The organism is Azospirillum sp. TSO35-2 (assembly GCF_003116095.1).
GTDB lineage: Bacteria > Pseudomonadota > Alphaproteobacteria > Azospirillales > Azospirillaceae > Azospirillum.
The window spans coordinates 385,753-399,712 of sequence record NZ_LGRA01000008.1 but is presented as its reverse complement, the minus strand read 5'-3'; the positions used below and the strand labels follow the sequence as shown (position 1 = coordinate 399,712).

At 68.1% G+C, this 13,960-nt stretch carries 15 protein-coding genes; 6 read left to right on the top strand and 9 right to left on the bottom strand.

Features of this window, described 5'->3' with window-relative positions; all coding sequences use genetic code 11:
* Positions 1-7: 7 nt before the first annotated feature.
* From TSO352_RS03275 to TSO352_RS03250, 6 genes are all read right to left on the bottom strand, one after another.
* Positions 8-643 carry a LysE family transporter gene (locus tag TSO352_RS03275; RefSeq protein ID WP_109105937.1) on the bottom strand — a complete coding sequence of 212 codons (636 nt, stop codon included), beginning with the start codon at positions 641-643 and terminating at the stop codon, positions 8-10.
* A 136-nt stretch (positions 644-779) separates the two neighbouring features.
* Positions 780-1,064, bottom strand: a complete 285-nt coding sequence (locus TSO352_RS03270; protein WP_109105936.1) for a hypothetical protein — start codon at positions 1,062-1,064, stop codon at positions 780-782.
* 21 nt (positions 1,065-1,085) lie between these two features.
* Positions 1,086-1,475, bottom strand: coding sequence for a hypothetical protein (locus TSO352_RS33785; RefSeq protein ID WP_247871876.1), 390 nt, complete (start codon positions 1,473-1,475; stop codon positions 1,086-1,088).
* An 8-nt stretch (positions 1,476-1,483) separates the two neighbouring features.
* A complete protein-coding gene (locus tag TSO352_RS03260; protein ID WP_247871875.1) occupies positions 1,484-2,341 on the bottom strand; it encodes a hypothetical protein in 858 nt (285 codons plus the stop codon).
* Positions 2,329-3,324 (bottom strand): YqaJ viral recombinase family protein, encoded by a 996-nt coding sequence (locus tag TSO352_RS03255; RefSeq protein ID WP_109105934.1) that lies wholly within the window; start codon positions 3,322-3,324, stop codon positions 2,329-2,331. The genes TSO352_RS03260 and TSO352_RS03255 overlap by 13 nt, the downstream gene beginning before the upstream one ends.
* A gap of 321 nt (positions 3,325-3,645) precedes the next feature.
* On the bottom strand, positions 3,646-4,281 hold the full coding sequence (locus TSO352_RS03250) for a helix-turn-helix transcriptional regulator (RefSeq protein WP_109105933.1): 636 nt from the start codon (positions 4,279-4,281) through the stop codon (positions 3,646-3,648).
* Between the two features lie 168 nt (positions 4,282-4,449).
* Here TSO352_RS03250 and TSO352_RS03245 point away from each other — a divergent pair, with 168 nt between their 5' ends.
* Together TSO352_RS03245 and TSO352_RS03240 are read left to right on the top strand one after the other, a co-directional pair.
* Positions 4,450-4,770, top strand: coding sequence for a heavy metal-binding domain-containing protein (locus TSO352_RS03245; RefSeq protein ID WP_109105932.1), 321 nt, complete (start codon positions 4,450-4,452; stop codon positions 4,768-4,770).
* Positions 4,771-4,871: 101 nt separating this feature from the next.
* Positions 4,872-6,086 carry a homoserine O-acetyltransferase gene (locus TSO352_RS03240; protein ID WP_109105931.1) on the top strand — a complete coding sequence of 405 codons (1,215 nt, stop codon included), beginning with the start codon at positions 4,872-4,874 and terminating at the stop codon, positions 6,084-6,086.
* Positions 6,087-6,141: 55 nt separating this feature from the next.
* Here TSO352_RS03240 and TSO352_RS03235 read toward each other — a convergent pair whose 3' ends face one another.
* From TSO352_RS03235 to TSO352_RS03225, 3 genes are all read right to left on the bottom strand, one after another.
* Positions 6,142-6,663, bottom strand: coding sequence for a hypothetical protein (locus tag TSO352_RS03235; protein ID WP_109105930.1), 522 nt, complete (start codon positions 6,661-6,663; stop codon positions 6,142-6,144).
* A gap of 131 nt (positions 6,664-6,794) precedes the next feature.
* Positions 6,795-8,345: a DHA2 family efflux MFS transporter permease subunit gene (locus TSO352_RS03230; protein WP_109105929.1), complete on the bottom strand. Its 1,551-nt coding sequence runs from the start codon at positions 8,343-8,345 to the stop codon at positions 6,795-6,797.
* Between the two features lie 45 nt (positions 8,346-8,390).
* On the bottom strand, positions 8,391-9,500 hold the full coding sequence (locus TSO352_RS03225) for an HlyD family secretion protein (RefSeq protein ID WP_109105928.1): 1,110 nt from the start codon (positions 9,498-9,500) through the stop codon (positions 8,391-8,393).
* A gap of 230 nt (positions 9,501-9,730) precedes the next feature.
* Here TSO352_RS03225 and TSO352_RS03220 point away from each other — a divergent pair, with 230 nt between their 5' ends.
* From TSO352_RS03220 to TSO352_RS03205, 4 genes are all read left to right on the top strand, one after another.
* Positions 9,731-10,363, top strand: a complete 633-nt coding sequence (locus TSO352_RS03220) for a TetR/AcrR family transcriptional regulator (RefSeq protein WP_247871874.1) — start codon at positions 9,731-9,733, stop codon at positions 10,361-10,363.
* A gap of 134 nt (positions 10,364-10,497) precedes the next feature.
* Positions 10,498-11,697 (top strand): GGDEF domain-containing protein, encoded by a 1,200-nt coding sequence (locus TSO352_RS03215; RefSeq protein ID WP_109105926.1) that lies wholly within the window; start codon positions 10,498-10,500, stop codon positions 11,695-11,697.
* A 152-nt stretch (positions 11,698-11,849) separates the two neighbouring features.
* On the top strand, positions 11,850-13,022 hold the full coding sequence (gene rodA / locus TSO352_RS03210) for a rod shape-determining protein RodA (RefSeq protein WP_199231468.1): 1,173 nt from the start codon (positions 11,850-11,852) through the stop codon (positions 13,020-13,022).
* A 155-nt stretch (positions 13,023-13,177) separates the two neighbouring features.
* On the top strand, positions 13,178-13,957 hold the full coding sequence (locus TSO352_RS03205; RefSeq protein ID WP_109105925.1) for a family 16 glycosylhydrolase: 780 nt from the start codon (positions 13,178-13,180) through the stop codon (positions 13,955-13,957).
* Positions 13,958-13,960 lie beyond the last annotated feature (3 nt).

Genomic DNA, 13,960 nt, shown 5'->3' with positions numbered 1-13,960 from the left:
GAAGGGGTCAGGGATGGGGCACGGCGTCCGCCAGCAGGCGGACGCCGAGTGCGCCAATCGCCGCCGCGGCGATGCGGTCGATCCAGTGCTTGGAGCGCAGATAGGCGGCGCGCGGCCGGCCGGCGGAAAAGGCCACGGCGACGATGGTGTACCAGCCTGCCTCGATCAGGAAAATCGCAGGCGGCAGAGTGGCGAACAGCCAGACCGGCGGGGTGGCGGGCATCAGCGCGGCGAAGATGCTGCCATAGACGATGGCGGTCTTGGGGTTGCTGAGTTGCGTCAGCAGGCCGAACAGGAATGGCCGGGCGATGCCGGCCGGAGCGGTCCGCCCGCCCTCGCCCATCGCCAACGGCGTGGAGGCGCCGCGCCAGATGCGAACGGCGAGGTAGAGCAGGTAGGCACCCCCCGCCAGCTTCAGCGCGGCGTAGAGCCAGCCGACCTGCGACAGCAGCGTGTGCAGCCCGAGCAGCGCCAGCGTGGCGAAGAACACGCCGCCGATGCCCATGCCCAAGGCCGCGGCCAGACCGGCGCGCCGGGACACCGCGATGGAGGTGCGGGCGACCAGGACGAAGCTCGGTCCCGGACTGGCGGCGCCGACCGCCAGGGCGCCGAGGATGCTCAGGAGGGCGACAAGCGGGTCCATGGGGCGGCCGTCCCTTTCGTGGGTTGAACGGCGCGGATGGTAATGCAGCCGGCGCCGGCCGCCGGCATAAAAAAATCCCCTCGTCCGCGGGGGGGACGAGGGGGTAAGGGCCGATGGCCTGGCCGTTACGGGGATGTCATTCGGCGGCCATCAGCACCGGAGCCTCGTTGCGAGCCCGGCTGTCCGCGCCGGATGCCGGCGCGTTCACCGCGACGTAGCGGTCGAGCGCCGCGAGGCATTCGCTGACGGTCCCGGAGCCGACCGCCCGGCAATCCTCGAAGGCGTGCGGGTCCGGCCGGAACCAATGGGTGATGTAGCACTCCTCGCGCCCGTTCAGGCTGAGGGTGAGGGCGAAGCGGCCCTCACGCCCGAGCCGGGCTTGAGCGGCGCTGAGGCGCGCCTGGACCTCTTCTATCGTCATGAGATGAAATCCTTCTTCTCATCAGGCGGCTCGGGCGAAGGGGCTGCCCCTTCCGCCGCCCTGTGCGCCGTCCCGCGCACCGTCTCGTCTGTCGTCTTCGGGATCCGAGTCTTCCAACCGGCGAGCCCAGTCGATGTCACGCGCCAGCGACTCGATCAGAACGCGGGCCGCCCCTGCGGATTCCGCCGGGGTGCCGGGCCGTAGCAGGCCCGACAGCCGCTGCGCCAGCGTTTCCGCCTCCGCCTCCACCCAGCGGGCGTAGTGGCGGCGGCGCTGGTCGCGGTTCCAGTACCAGCGCGGCAACTGGGCGTTGGCGCGCTCGAACTCGCCTTCCCAGGCGCTCATGCGGAACAGGCCGCTGGGCGACTGGGAGGCCGGCTGGGGTGCCGTGGGTTGCGACGTCTGGGCCATGGGCAGCGTCAGGCGGCTTCCCGCCCGTCCTCCTCCTCACGCTTCAGGATCTCGGCCTTCTTCTGGGCGAACAGGCCGGTGATGCGGTGCTGGGCGGCACGGTCGATGCTGCCGATCTCCCGCAGGCGGGTGCCGACGCCGGAGCGCCAAACCTCTTCCAGATCATCGAGATCCAGACAGCTGTTAAGACGGCGCTTCACTTCCGCCTCGAAGGCTTCGACGGCGGCCGGCTGCAGGTCCGGGTTGGATTTGGCGGCGTAGAAGGCCTCCGATTCCTCGCGGTACTTGCTGTCGTCGAACTGCCCCATGTAGACGTCGGCGGCCAGACCCAGTTGCAGCAGGCATTTGCCGACCGCGTCGGTCATCGACATCTTGAAGCACTCGTCGTCCGGCGATTCCATCCCGTTGCGGCGGCGGACCATCTCGGTCCCGCCCCACTGCGGGCCGGTGAAGCACTTCTCCCTGGTTTCCGGGTCGATGTACCAGACGCGGGCGCAGATGAAGATCATCCGCTCCGCGATGGTCCAGTCGATCTGCTCGTAGCCCCAGCCCTTGCCGATCGGACCGAACACCTCCGTCATCATCTGGAAGCGCCAGGTCGGGTCGATCTGCGTGCCGCGGAAGCCGCCGGACCGGGTGAAGGGCTTGGTCGCCTTCGGGTCGGTGCGCTTCAGACGGTTCCACAGGAACATCGTGTCGATGCGCTGCGGTTCGGCCGGGTTGGACGGCGTGGCCTCCCCATCCGGCTTGGCGGCGTGAGGGGTGGAGCCACGGCTGGTGCCGGCCTTCGCCGCCGCCGGGGCGACGGTCGATTCGGCGGTTTCGGTGTCGGCGACGACGTTGTCGGTCTTGCTCATGCGTCCCATGACGTGGGTCCTTTTCCTTCCAGCGTTTTCACAGTCGTTTCGGCTCTCCCCTCACCCCAGCCGGCGGACAGGACCATGTCCAAGCTCAGCTCGGTCGGTCCGGCATCCGCCGGGCTCGGGTCAGCGGAGGGTGCCCAGGCTTGCGCGTCGGCCAGCGCCCGGCGCGGTGGTGCGCCGTAGCGCAGGCTGAGCCGGCCGTCGCGGTCGCGCGTCAGGTACAGCCCGCCGCCGGGCTGCCCATCGGTTTCCACGAAAGCGACGCGGGCGTCGTCCGGCATCAGCGCCTTCAGCGCCGCCTCGCCTTCCTTCACCTCCAGCGCGGTGGCGCGGCGGGCCACCAGTTGGTCGGCCAGCGTGCGGAAGCGGTTGTGCCGCCCCATGTCGAAGACCCGGCCGCTTTCATAGGACGGGCCGTCGATCGGCAGCGGGTCGCTCGGCTCGATGTCGTTGACGACGTGCCACCAGAAGGCCTCCAGCGTTTCCACCAGCCGTTCGACCTCGTCGGGCCGGCGTTCCACCGTCACCAGCGCGTGGCCGGTCGGCCGCAGGATTGACAGCAGCGCGCGGTCCAGCCCGACCACCGCCAACTGGTGCTGGAGCTGCCAGTGGTAGCGGCGGGCAAGGTCGGCATCGCTCTGGAAGCCGCTGTTGAACTTCGCCTCCACGATGGTGTCGAAGGCGCCGTCCGCCTCGCTGCGCGTCAGGAAGTCGGGATGGGCGACCATCCAGTCATGCTCGGCGTGGCGGTAGGTGTCCGGCGCCTCGACGCAGGGCAGTCCGGTGGCGTGGGTGACGAAGCGCGGGTGCAGATGCTCGGTCGCGATGCCGATCTGCACGGCGGCGACCAGATCCAGATCCTCCGGTTCGGAGCGGCCGGTCTTCTCGCGCCACAGCGCCAGCCAGTCGCCGGCCATCACGCGCGTCGCGTCCGACGACCCGATCCGTCCCGCCCGCCATTCCCGCTGTGCCTGAGTGATCGCCATGCCTGCCCCGACATCCCCAATGTCCCGGCTCTTTCCAGCCCCTGTTCGGAGCCCCGAAGCGTGACCGCTGCTGCGTCTTTGCAGCATGCTTTTGGGCACGCCTCGCCGGACCCTGAATATGGGATGCGAACACGCAGCTTTCAAGAACAAAACGGGAACCTACAGCTTAGCCATAATCACGGTCAAAGACCTGAAAAGACGCTATATTTGGTGGGTTCTAAGCAGCGCAATCACAACGGAAAACGAACGGAGTAGCGACGTCCGTTATTGCACCCGTTGACCGCTTGAAATGGGTGCCTTGACTCTGCGTCCACCGCCTCTTTACAGGCGCAGCGCCCGCACGACGTGAACGGCGACTCCGGCGACGTGGGCGCGGTCGATCGCGGTCGGGCGGCAGTCGGGGTCGGTCGACACCGGCATCAGGTGCGGCGGGAAGAAGCGATAACCGCAAACCGTCCCGTCGCCCACCGTCACCACGACGTCGCCGGTCTGCGGCGCCAGCACGTCCAGCGGTTCCAGCACCACGCAGTCGCGCGGCAGCACCCCGGCGGCATCGAGGCTCTTCGACACGATGCGCAGGGCGAAGGCGCGGCTGGAGGTCTTGCCGTCCATCGCGACCGACGACGCCCCGTCCTTCAGCGCCCCGGCCAGGAACGCCTCCCCCGCCTTGCGGCCGAGGTCGAGGAAGATGTGCGCCTGCTCCAGCGTCAGCACCGGCACGCGCGAGACGGGAGCGTAGGCGTGATCGTCGAGGAAGCGCGGCTCCGACCCGGCGATGCGGGCCAGCCGGGCCAGGGTGTCGGCGCTGGGCAGGCTGCCCATCACCGGATCGCGCAGGAAGCGGGTCAGGTTGGTGGCGGTGACGCCGGCCAACCGGGCCCAGGCCCCGGCGCTCCAGCCCTTCGCCTCCATCACACCGGTCATCCAGCGCAGGATGGCGCGCCGCGTGTCGTCCATGCTTCCCCCAGCCCGGCCCCCCGCCGGTCCGCCAGTCCTACACGCAGCGGCCGGTCGCCGGGAAGGCGCGTTCGACTCAACGCCCATGCGATTTCGCAGTGCCGCCTTGGACAGGGCGGTGGAAGGACCATCTGTGCGTCAGGAGAAGCCAGAAAGGGATACCCGGTCATGATCGTCACCAGCACCGATTCGGTCGAAGGCCGCCGCATCGTCCAGTATCTCGGCCTCGTCGCCGGCGAGGCGATCATGGGGGTGAACGTGTTCCGCGACCTGTTCTCGTCGGTCCGCGACATCGTCGGCGGGCGGGCCGGCGGCTATCAGGCGGCGCTGCGCGAGGCGCGCGAGGCGGCGCTGGCCGACCTGGAGGACGCCGCCCGCGCGCTGGGCGCCGATGCCGTCGTCGGAGTCGACATGGATTACGAAGTGTTGGGCAAGGAGAACGGCATGCTGATGGTGTCGGCCAACGGCACGGCGGTCCGCCTGTCCTAGGCGCCGCCCGCCGTAAGGGATTCGTCACCGAAGGCCGCTGGACAGACACAACCGCATCGGTAGACTGCCCGCCCATAGAACAATCTGGGAGGGGTTGCCCCATGCGAGGAGTTGTCCGCGGTTCCAAATGGTCCGGCCGCCTCGGCGGACTCGCCATGGCCGCCTGCCTGCTCGGCGCGCTGCCGGCGCTGGCGCTGGACGGCATCGTCGAAAAGAAGGTTTTCGAGATGCCGTCCTACACCACGACCGGTGGCGGGACGATCAAGAACCTGCGCGTCGGCTGGGAAAGCTACGGCAAGCTGAACGATGCCAAGGACAACGTCATCCTCGTCACCCATTTCTTCAGCGGCAACAGCCACGCCGCCGGGAAATACAAGGCCGAGGATGCGACCCCCGGCTATTGGGACAGCATCATCGGGCCGGGCAAGCCGCTGGACACCGACAAGTACTTCATCATCAGCTCCGACACGCTGGTGAACCTGTCGCCGAAGGACCCCAACGTCGTCACCACCGGGCCGGCCAGCGTCAACCCGGACACCGGCAAGCCCTATGGCATGAGCTTCCCCATCGTCACCATCCAGGACTTCGTCAACGTCCAGAAGGCGTTGCTCGACAGCCTGGGCGTCAAGACGCTGCAGGCGGTGATGGGCGGCTCGATGGGCTCGCTCCAGGCGTTCGAATGGGGGGCCGACTACCCCGACATGGTCAAGCGCGTCATCGCCGTCATCGGCGGGCCGGAGGCCGACCCGTTCCTGATCGGCTGGCTGAACCTGTGGGGGGCGCCGATCAAGCTCGACCCCAACTGGAACAACGGCGACTATTACGGCAAGGCGGAGCCCAAGGCCGGCCTGACCGAGGCGCTGAAGCTGGTCACCCTGCACGCCCGCCACTGGAAATGGGCCGACGCCGCCTTCGGCCGCAAATGGGCGGAAGAGGGCAAGGACCCGCGCGCCGCGATGGGCAACCAGTACGCCATCGAAGCCTGGCTGGACAAGGCCGCCGCCGGCCGCGCCGCGGTCAGCGATGCCAACCACTTCCTCTATCTGATCAAGGCCAACCAGACCTTCGTCACCGGCAACGGCCCGTCGCTGGACGACGGTCTGGCGAAGATCAAGGCGCCGGTGCTGCTGATCCCGTCGGCCGACGACCTGGTCTTCCCGCCCGACCGCAACATGCGGCCGCTGAAGGACCGGCTGGAGAAGCAGGGCAACAAGGTCGACTACACCGAGTCGATCACCTCGACCCTGGGGCATCTGGACGGCATCGCCAACATCGCCAAGGCCGGCGATACGATCACACAGTTCCTGGCGAAGTAGGTCAAAATCACGGCCCCCTCCCCGCCCAGACGGTCAGGGCGGGGGCGGACCGGCCCTATTCCGACCCGCCGCCGCGGAAGTTCAGCAGGCTGGGCGCCTTGTCGATGATCTCTTCCAGGATCAGCGAGGCGGTTTCCAGGTCGCGCTCCAACTCCGGACCAAGCCGGCCGACGTAGTTGGGACGCTGCAGCTTCTCCGCGGCGTCGTGCAGGCTGCGCAGTTCCGCCACGAAAATCTCACGGGCGCCCATCGGCAGGATCGGATTGGCCGACAGGACGAAGAAGAATCGCATGCTGGCGCGGACCAGCAGCGCCAGCATGACGGTGTCCAGCTTTTCGAACTGGTCGCGCAGGTCATCGGACCGGGCGTCGACCAGATTGCGCATGCGCTGTTCGATCAGGATGACCAGCGCCTGGAATTCGCCGACCTTGTCGCGGAAATCGCGGTAGGCGCCAAAGCTGTGCTTGCTCGCCTCGTGCTCCGCCAACTGCGCGAGTTTGGAGGCTTCGCGGCACTGGCGCTCCAGGGCGCCCAGCAGTTCCTTGACCTCGGCTCTGGTGTATTGACGCTTGCTCATCGGGATGCGGCTGTGGGCTTGGGCTGAGACGGATGGTCGACGGCGACGATCATAGCACAACCCACGGGCGGCCTCCTACGCCGCTCGCGGGGGTGCCGTATCGTGCCGCAGTCCCCCGCCGCCCTTTCCGATCAATGGTCCGCCTTCACCATGCCGCCCGGCCGCCGCACCAGCGGCATGAACAGCAGCGCGCCGAAGAACACCGCCGACATCAGCAGCATGGCGTCGTTGAAGGTCAGGATCAGCGCCTCGCGCTGGACCAGCCCGACCAGCCGGGACATCGCCGCCGCCGTCGGGTCGGCCACCAGCCCGTCGAAGCGCTGGCTCAGGTTGTCGACCATCTGCTGCACCTCCGGCCGGGCGAGGTTGACGTTGTCGCCCAGCCGGTTCATGTGCAGCGCGTCGCGGTTGGTCAGCACCGTGTTGATCGCCGCCAAGCCGATGGCACCGCCCAGGTTGCGCATCAGGTTGTACAGGCCCGACCCGTTCTTCAGCTTGTCCGGCGGCAGGGTGCCCAGCGCGATGCTGTTGATCGGGATGAAGCACAGCATCAGCGACAGGCCGCGCACCGCCTGCGGCAGGAACAGCTCCCAGAAGCCGGTGTCGGCGGTGAAGTGGCTGTTCAGCCAGACGCCGGTGCCGAACAGCACCAGCCCCAGCGCCAGCATCGCCCGCAGGTCCATCCGCTTCGACAGGGCGCCGGCGATCGGCGCCGACATGAACTGGAAGGCGCCGGTCACGAACATGATCGTGCCGATCTGCAGGCTGTTGAAGCCGCGCACCCGCGCCAGGAACAGCGGTTGCAGATAGACCGACCCGTAAAGCCCGATGCCGATGATGAAGCTGTAGAGCGAGCCGATGGCGAAGTTGCGGTCGGCGAAGGCGCGCAGTTCCACGATCGGGTTGCGGTAGGACAGCACCCGCCAGAAGAAGCCGACGCCGCCGATCGCCGCCACCACGGCCAGCGAGGCGACCGTCTGGTCCTCGAACCAGTCGTTGCGCGGCCCCTCCTCCACCACATACTCCAGGCTGCCCAGGAAGGTCGCCATCAGCAGCAGGCCGACGAAGTCGAAGCCCCGGCGCAGCTCCGGATTCGGGCGGTCGACATCGACCAGGAACCACACCAGCGAGGTGACCAGGATGCCGGGGATGACGTTGGCCAGGAACAGCCAGTGCCAGGACAGGCTCTGTGTCAGATAGCCGCCCAGCGTCGGGCCGATGGTCGGCGCCATCGTCGCGACCAGCCCCATCATCACCGACACGCCGGCCCGCTTTTCCGGCGGGAAGATCATGAAGCTGGTGGCGAAGACCGTCGGGATCATGGCGCCGCCGATGAAGCCCTGGAGCGCCCGCCAGACGATCATCGTCTCGATGCCGCCGGAAAAGGCGCAGGCGACGCTGGTCAGGGTGAAGCCGGCGGCGGCGATGGTGAACAGCACGCGGGTCGACAGGATGCGCGACAGGATGCCCGACAGCGGGATCATCACGACCTCCGCGATCAGGTAGGAGGTCTGCACCCACGAGATCTCGTCGGCGCTGGCGGCTAGGCCGGCCTGGATTTCCGACAGCGAGCTGGAGACGATCTGGATGTCCAGGATCGCCATGAACATGCCGACCACCATCGAAAAGAAGCCGATGAGGTCGCGTGCGCTGAGCGGGCGCATGCCCGGGTCCGTCGCCATGGAACCGCTGCCTTCCTTAACGCTGCCTTGTCCAGGGTGGCCGCCTTACTTGGCGGCCACCGCCTGCTTGTCGGTCAGGGCGCCGAACACGCCGCCGCTCGCCACATGCGGCCGGGCGTCGGCGCCGCGGGTGTCGACCTCCGCCACCACCGACAGGCCGGGGCGCAGCAGGCCGGCCAGCGCGTTGTCGCGCGGCAGGGCGATGCGCACCGGAACCCGCTGCACGATCTTGGTGAAGTTGCCGGTCGCGTTCTCCGGCGGCAGCAGCGAGAATTTCGACCCGGAGGCCGGGGCGAAGCTCTCCACCGTGCCGTCCAGCTTGCGGTCGGGGAAGGCGTCGACCGAGACGGACACGCGCTGGCCCGGCCGCATGTGCGACAGCTGGGTTTCCTTGAAGTTCGCGACGACATAGACGTCGGGCAGCGGCACCAGCGACAGCAACTGCACGCCGGGGCGGGCGTACTGCCCGACCTGGACGCCGCGGTTGCCGATCACCCCGTCGACGGGGGCGCGGACCAGCGTGTTGTCAAGGTCGTTGCGGGCGGTCTGCAGGCTGGCCTGCGCCTGGGCCAGATGGGCCTCCGTCTCGGTCCGGGTGGCGCGCAGGACGTTGACCTGCTCGTTCTCCGCGGCGAGCGCGGCGCGCGACTTGGCGACCTGGGCCACCGCCTTGCGCAGATCGGCGTCGGCGGTTTCCAGCTTCTGCCGGCTGGTCCAGCTGTCGTTGGCCAGCGAGCGGCTGCGGTCGTACTCCTGCTGGGCGCGGCGCTGCTCGGCCTCGGCGCTCGCCAGCGTGGCGGCGGCCTGGTCGATGACGGCGCGCTGCAGCGCCAGCTTGGTGTCAAGCGTGCCCAGCGCCGCCTTCTGCGCGGTCACCGCCGCCTCTTCCTCGGCGACCTTGGCGCGGAAATCCTGCTCGTCCAGCACCGCCAGCACGTCGCCGGCGCGCACCAGCTGGTTTTCCGCGACCTTCACGTCGCGGACATAGGCGGAGATCTTCGCGCTGACGACGGTGATGTCGCTCTGCACATACGCGTTGTCGGTCGACTCCAGGAAGCGCCCCTCGGTCCACCAATGTTCGCCGGCAACGGCGGCGCCTGCCAGTACGGCCAACGCCACGCCCGACAGCACGATCTTCCGAACGCCATTCGCCATTGTCTCTGGTCCCCATACCCGGTGCGGCCCATATCGCTTCCATCGGCCGGCCTCGTCGCGAGGCCTCGGTGCCGGAAAGAGACTGAACCGTTCAGTTTAGTCTTGCGGCAAAATGACCGTTCGCCTATCTCTTGTCAAGACCGAACTGAACGGTTTAGTTTTCAAGAAGGGCTTGTCGAGCGATGCGGAACGCGGTACGGGCCAAGGGCATGGAAGCAGGCGAGGCGCGTATGACCACACTGGTGGCCCCCACTCCCGAAGCAGGTTCCAAGCCGGCCCAGATCATGGAAGCGGCTGGCGCGCTGTTTCTGGAGCACGGCTATGGCGCCGTCAGCATGGACGCCGTCGCCAAGAAGGCGAACGTGTCCAAGGCGACGCTGTACGCGCATTTCGGCAGCAAGGAAGAGCTGTTCCGGGCCATGGTCGCCTGCGAGTGCGCCAGTTCCGTCCTGGCCGAGGTGTGGGACGACGCGGCCCGCCTGCCGGCGGCCGAAGGGCTGCGGCTGATCGGCCTGACCTTCGTGCGGTTCGTGACCTCGCCCAAGGCGCTGTCGGTCTACCGCATGGTGCTGGGCGAGGTGCTGCGCTTCCCGGAGTTGGCGCAGGCCTTCTACGACAGCGGTCCGGCGGAAACCTTCGCCTGCGCCCGCCGATTCCTGGACCAGGCGGCGCGCAAGGGCGAACTTGCCATCACCGACGCCGACCTCGCGACGCACCAGCTGTTCGGCCTGCTGAAGGCCAACATGCACATGAAGCTGCTGCTGTGCCTGAGCGAGCGGCCGAGCGACGCCGACCTCGAACGCTTCGTCAACGCCGCCGTCGACCTGTTCGTGAAGGGCTACGCCCCCGCCGAGCGGCGGTAAGTTCCGATAACAATGCTTTGACAACATTGGGGAGTTGCGGTTCCCCCTGACCGCCGCGCGCCTTGTCACCGGCCAAGGCTTCGTATAGCGTTCAGGGAATACTGGCGTAATCGAGAGCGTGGCGGACCGGCGCGATGAATCTTGACACGACCTTTATCGCGCAGGTCATCACGATCATCGGCTTTGTGGTCGGACTGTCGGTCTTCGTGGCGTCCGGCCGCTATCCCCCGCACATCCGCCGGTCGCTGCGCGACTACTCCTACGGAAAATTCCTGCTGGCCGCCGCCTTCCTGGTCGCCGGGCTGCGCGCCGGCCGTATGCCGGAGCTGTTCGTGCCGCTGGCCAACGGCTTGGGCATCGCCGGCCTGATCCTGAACTACACCAGCGTCCGCCATCTGCAACAGCGGCCGGTCTGGCCCTACTGGCCGGCCTTCGGCGGGGCCGCGGTGGCGTTATCTTGCCTGGTGGCCCTGCTGGCCGGCGGCAACAACCTGACGCCGGTGCGCATCCTGTCCAGCCTGGTCGCGGCCGGTGCCCTCGCCGTCATCGCCTTCGAGGTGCTGGTCCGCTACCGCGATCGCGGCATTCCGCACTACGTCACCGGCATCATGTCGCTGGCGTTGGCCGGGGCCTATCTGGTCCGCATGGTGGCCGCCCTGCTCCACGACGCGTTGCCGGCCGACCAGATGGTCGACGACCGGGTCGAGCGCATCACGCTGGTGCTGTCCTTCCTCGGCACCGTCATCGGCGCCATCAACTATGTCCTGATGGCCAGCGACGAGTTCAACCGCGAATTGACGAAGCTCGCTCACACCGACGGGCTGACCGGCGTGCTGAACCGCCGCCGCCTGTTCGAACTGGGTGAGATCGAGTTCCGCCGCGCCCGGCGCTATGGCCGGGCCCTGACGGTCCTGATCCTCGACATCGACCGCTTCAAGTCGATCAACGACCGCGCCGGCCATCCCTTCGGCGACCGGGTGATCCAGGCGGTGGCGGATTGCTGCGCCGGCCAGATCCGGCACGAGGATTCCATCGGCCGGATGGGCGGCGAGGAGTTCGCCTTGCTGCTGCCGGAAACCGGGGCGGAGGCCGGAGCGCTGCTGGCCGAGCGGCTGCGCGCCGCCATTGAACGCGAACTCGGACCGCTGGGGGCCGAACGTGGCATCGTCGTGACCTGCAGTGTCGGCGGGGTCGCCCTGTCGGCCGGAGACCATCAGTTCTCCGACCTGATCGCCCAGGCGGACGCCGCGCTGTACGACGCGAAGAACAGCGGCCGCAACCGGGTGTGCTTTGCCGCAACCACCCTGTGGCGGCCGGCCGCGGTGCCGGCATGAAGCCGACGGCGCAGCGGTGAGCCGGTGAGAAAAAGCGACCGCCGCACGCCCGGCTTTACCCGCGGGGCGGCTTGCCGCATTATCCGCCGCGGTCCCTCCGGCCGGTTTGCCGGGGCCGGCCCGGCAACGTCCCTTTCCGGCAACATCGGCGTATGGTCGTGGTTCTTTCCAATCTCGGCTCCGGCAGTCTGGAGCCGCAGCGGTCCAAGTTGACGCTTGGCACGAAGTTCAGGCTCATCAACTGGGGACTGGTCCTGCTGGTCTGCACGATCACCGCAGTGGGGGTCGGCCTGCTGTTTTCCGCCGCCGGCGGCCACTGGAAGCCGTGGGCCCAGCCGCAGTTGGTGCGCGCCGTCCCCGGCTTCGTGCTGATGCTGGGAATCGCGCTGATCGACGTGCGACACCTGATGAAGTCGGCCTACGTCATCTTCTTCGTCGTGCTGTGCCTGCTGATCGCGGTGGAGCTGATGGGACGCATCGGCATGGGCGCCCAGCGCTGGATCGATCTGGGCTTCTTCCAGCTCCAGCCGTCGGAACTGATGAAGCCGGCGCTGACGCTGGCGCTCGCCCGCTACTTCCATGGTGTGACGCTGGACCAGATCGGCCGGCCGCTGCTGCTGATCCCGCCGCTGCTGCTGGTCTTCACCCCCGTGGCCTTCGTGCTGATGCAGCCGAACCTCGGCACCTCGCTGCTGCTGATCATGGGCAGCGGCGCCATCTTCTTCGCCGCCGGCGTGCGGATCTGGAAGTTCCTGCTGGTGATCGGCGGCGGCCTCAGCGCCATCCCGGTGGCGTGGGAGTTCCTGCACGACTACCAGAAGCAGCGCGTCTACACCTTCCTGGAGCCGGAGACCGACCCGCTCGGCGCCGGCTACAACATCCTGCAGTCCAAGATCGCGCTGGGATCGGGCGGGCTGTTCGGCAAGGGTTTCATGTCGGGTTCGCAGAGCCAGTTGATGTTCCTGCCGGAAAAGCACACCGACTTCATCTTCGTCGTCCTGGCGGAGGAGTTCGGCATGGTCGGCGCCCTGACCCTGCTGGCGCTCTACCTGCTGCTGCTGATCTACGGGTTGGTGATCGCGCTGAGCAGCCGCAGCCAGTTCGGCCGTCTGGTGGCCGTCGGCATGACCGCGCAGTTCTTCTTGTACGTCTTCGTCAACGTGGCGATGGTGATGGGCCTGATCCCGGTGGTCGGCATTCCGCTGCCGCTGGTGTCCTACGGTGGGTCGGCGATGATGACGCTGATGATCGGCGTCGGTCTGCTGCTCAGCATGTCCGTCCACCGCGAGATCCGCATCCCGAAGAGCGGCGTCACCGACGTCTGAGCCCATCCGCAGCACGGACGCGCCACGGGGGTACGCCCGACACGGCCCGGCAGCCCCCGGTCGCGCCGTTGCCGCGCGCCGTGTTTCTCGCGATATCGGGGTGGGGGCCGACCGAAATTGCGCGCCGGCCCGGGACCACAGCGGGAGAAACGGCCATGCGGATGCCCAGACGGACACGGAGTGCGGCGCTGATCGCGGCGGGCGTGGGGGCGGCACTGGCCGTCGCCGGGCCGGTGCTGGCGGATTCATGGGGCAGCCATTACGGCTCCAGCTTCCGCGAGACGCTGTCCTCGTTCGAGGGCTCCCGCTGGGTGCGGTCCGATGGCTGGCGCGGCAGCGGCTACATCAGCTGCAGTTGGAACCGCTGGAACGCCGCCTTCCAGGACGGCCACCTCGCCCTGTCGGTCACCGACCAGCCGAGCGGGCGCGACCGCTATTCCTGCGGCGAATACTCGACCCACCGCTTCTACGGCTACGGCAGCTACGCGGTGTCGCTGAAGGCGGTGAAGGCGGAGGGGGTGATGACGGCGGTCTCCCACTACACCGGCCCGCCCTTCAACGATCCGTGGGACGAGATCACCATGGGCATCGCCGGCAAGGACCCGACCAAGCTGGAGATCAGCTACGTCGCCAACAGCGTCGCGCAGCGCGGCGCGGTGGTCGACCTCGGTTTCGACGCCTCGAAGGGGTTCCACAGCTACGGCTTCGACTGGAAGCCGGACGGCATCGTCTGGACGGTCGACGGCAAGCCGGTGCACCGCGTGTCGGGCAAGCCGGAGGAACTGCCGCGCATGCCCGGCCGCCTGATGCTGCGGTTCTGGAGCGCGGCCGGCGACACCGAGTGGCTGCACCGCTTCACCTACCCCGGCCACCCGCTGACGGCGGAGATCGCCTCGGTCAGCTTCCGGGAGGACCCGGCGAACCTCAGCAACTGAGGG

Excerpts from the sequence above, each read along its gene's own strand:
- TSO352_RS03240 (WP_109105931.1), top strand. The coding sequence starts at position 4,872 with ATGCGAGGAGTTGTCCGCGGTTCCAAATGGTCCGGCCGCCTCGGCGGA.
- TSO352_RS03225 (WP_109105928.1), bottom strand. The coding sequence starts at position 9,500 with ATGGCGAATGGCGTTCGGAAGATCGTGCTGTCGGGCGTGGCGTTGGCC.
- TSO352_RS03250 (WP_109105933.1), bottom strand. The coding sequence starts at position 4,281 with ATGGACGACACGCGGCGCGCCATCCTGCGCTGGATGACCGGTGTGATG.
- TSO352_RS03220 (WP_247871874.1), top strand. The coding sequence starts at position 9,731 with ATGACCACACTGGTGGCCCCCACTCCCGAAGCAGGTTCCAAGCCGGCC.
- TSO352_RS03270 (WP_109105936.1), bottom strand. The coding sequence starts at position 1,064 with ATGACGATAGAAGAGGTCCAGGCGCGCCTCAGCGCCGCTCAAGCCCGG.
- TSO352_RS03235 (WP_109105930.1), bottom strand. The coding sequence starts at position 6,663 with ATGAGCAAGCGTCAATACACCAGAGCCGAGGTCAAGGAACTGCTGGGC.
- TSO352_RS33785 (WP_247871876.1), bottom strand. The coding sequence starts at position 1,475 with ATGGCCCAGACGTCGCAACCCACGGCACCCCAGCCGGCCTCCCAGTCG.
- TSO352_RS03230 (WP_109105929.1), bottom strand. The coding sequence starts at position 8,345 with ATGGCGACGGACCCGGGCATGCGCCCGCTCAGCGCACGCGACCTCATC.
- TSO352_RS03275 (WP_109105937.1), bottom strand. The coding sequence starts at position 643 with ATGGACCCGCTTGTCGCCCTCCTGAGCATCCTCGGCGCCCTGGCGGTC.
- TSO352_RS03205 (WP_109105925.1), top strand. The coding sequence starts at position 13,178 with ATGCGGATGCCCAGACGGACACGGAGTGCGGCGCTGATCGCGGCGGGC.
- TSO352_RS03255 (WP_109105934.1), bottom strand. The coding sequence starts at position 3,324 with ATGGCGATCACTCAGGCACAGCGGGAATGGCGGGCGGGACGGATCGGG.
- TSO352_RS03260 (WP_247871875.1), bottom strand. The coding sequence starts at position 2,341 with ATGGGACGCATGAGCAAGACCGACAACGTCGTCGCCGACACCGAAACC.
- TSO352_RS03245 (WP_109105932.1), top strand. The coding sequence starts at position 4,450 with ATGATCGTCACCAGCACCGATTCGGTCGAAGGCCGCCGCATCGTCCAG.
- TSO352_RS03215 (WP_109105926.1), top strand. The coding sequence starts at position 10,498 with ATGAATCTTGACACGACCTTTATCGCGCAGGTCATCACGATCATCGGC.
- rodA (WP_199231468.1), top strand. The coding sequence starts at position 11,850 with ATGGTCGTGGTTCTTTCCAATCTCGGCTCCGGCAGTCTGGAGCCGCAG.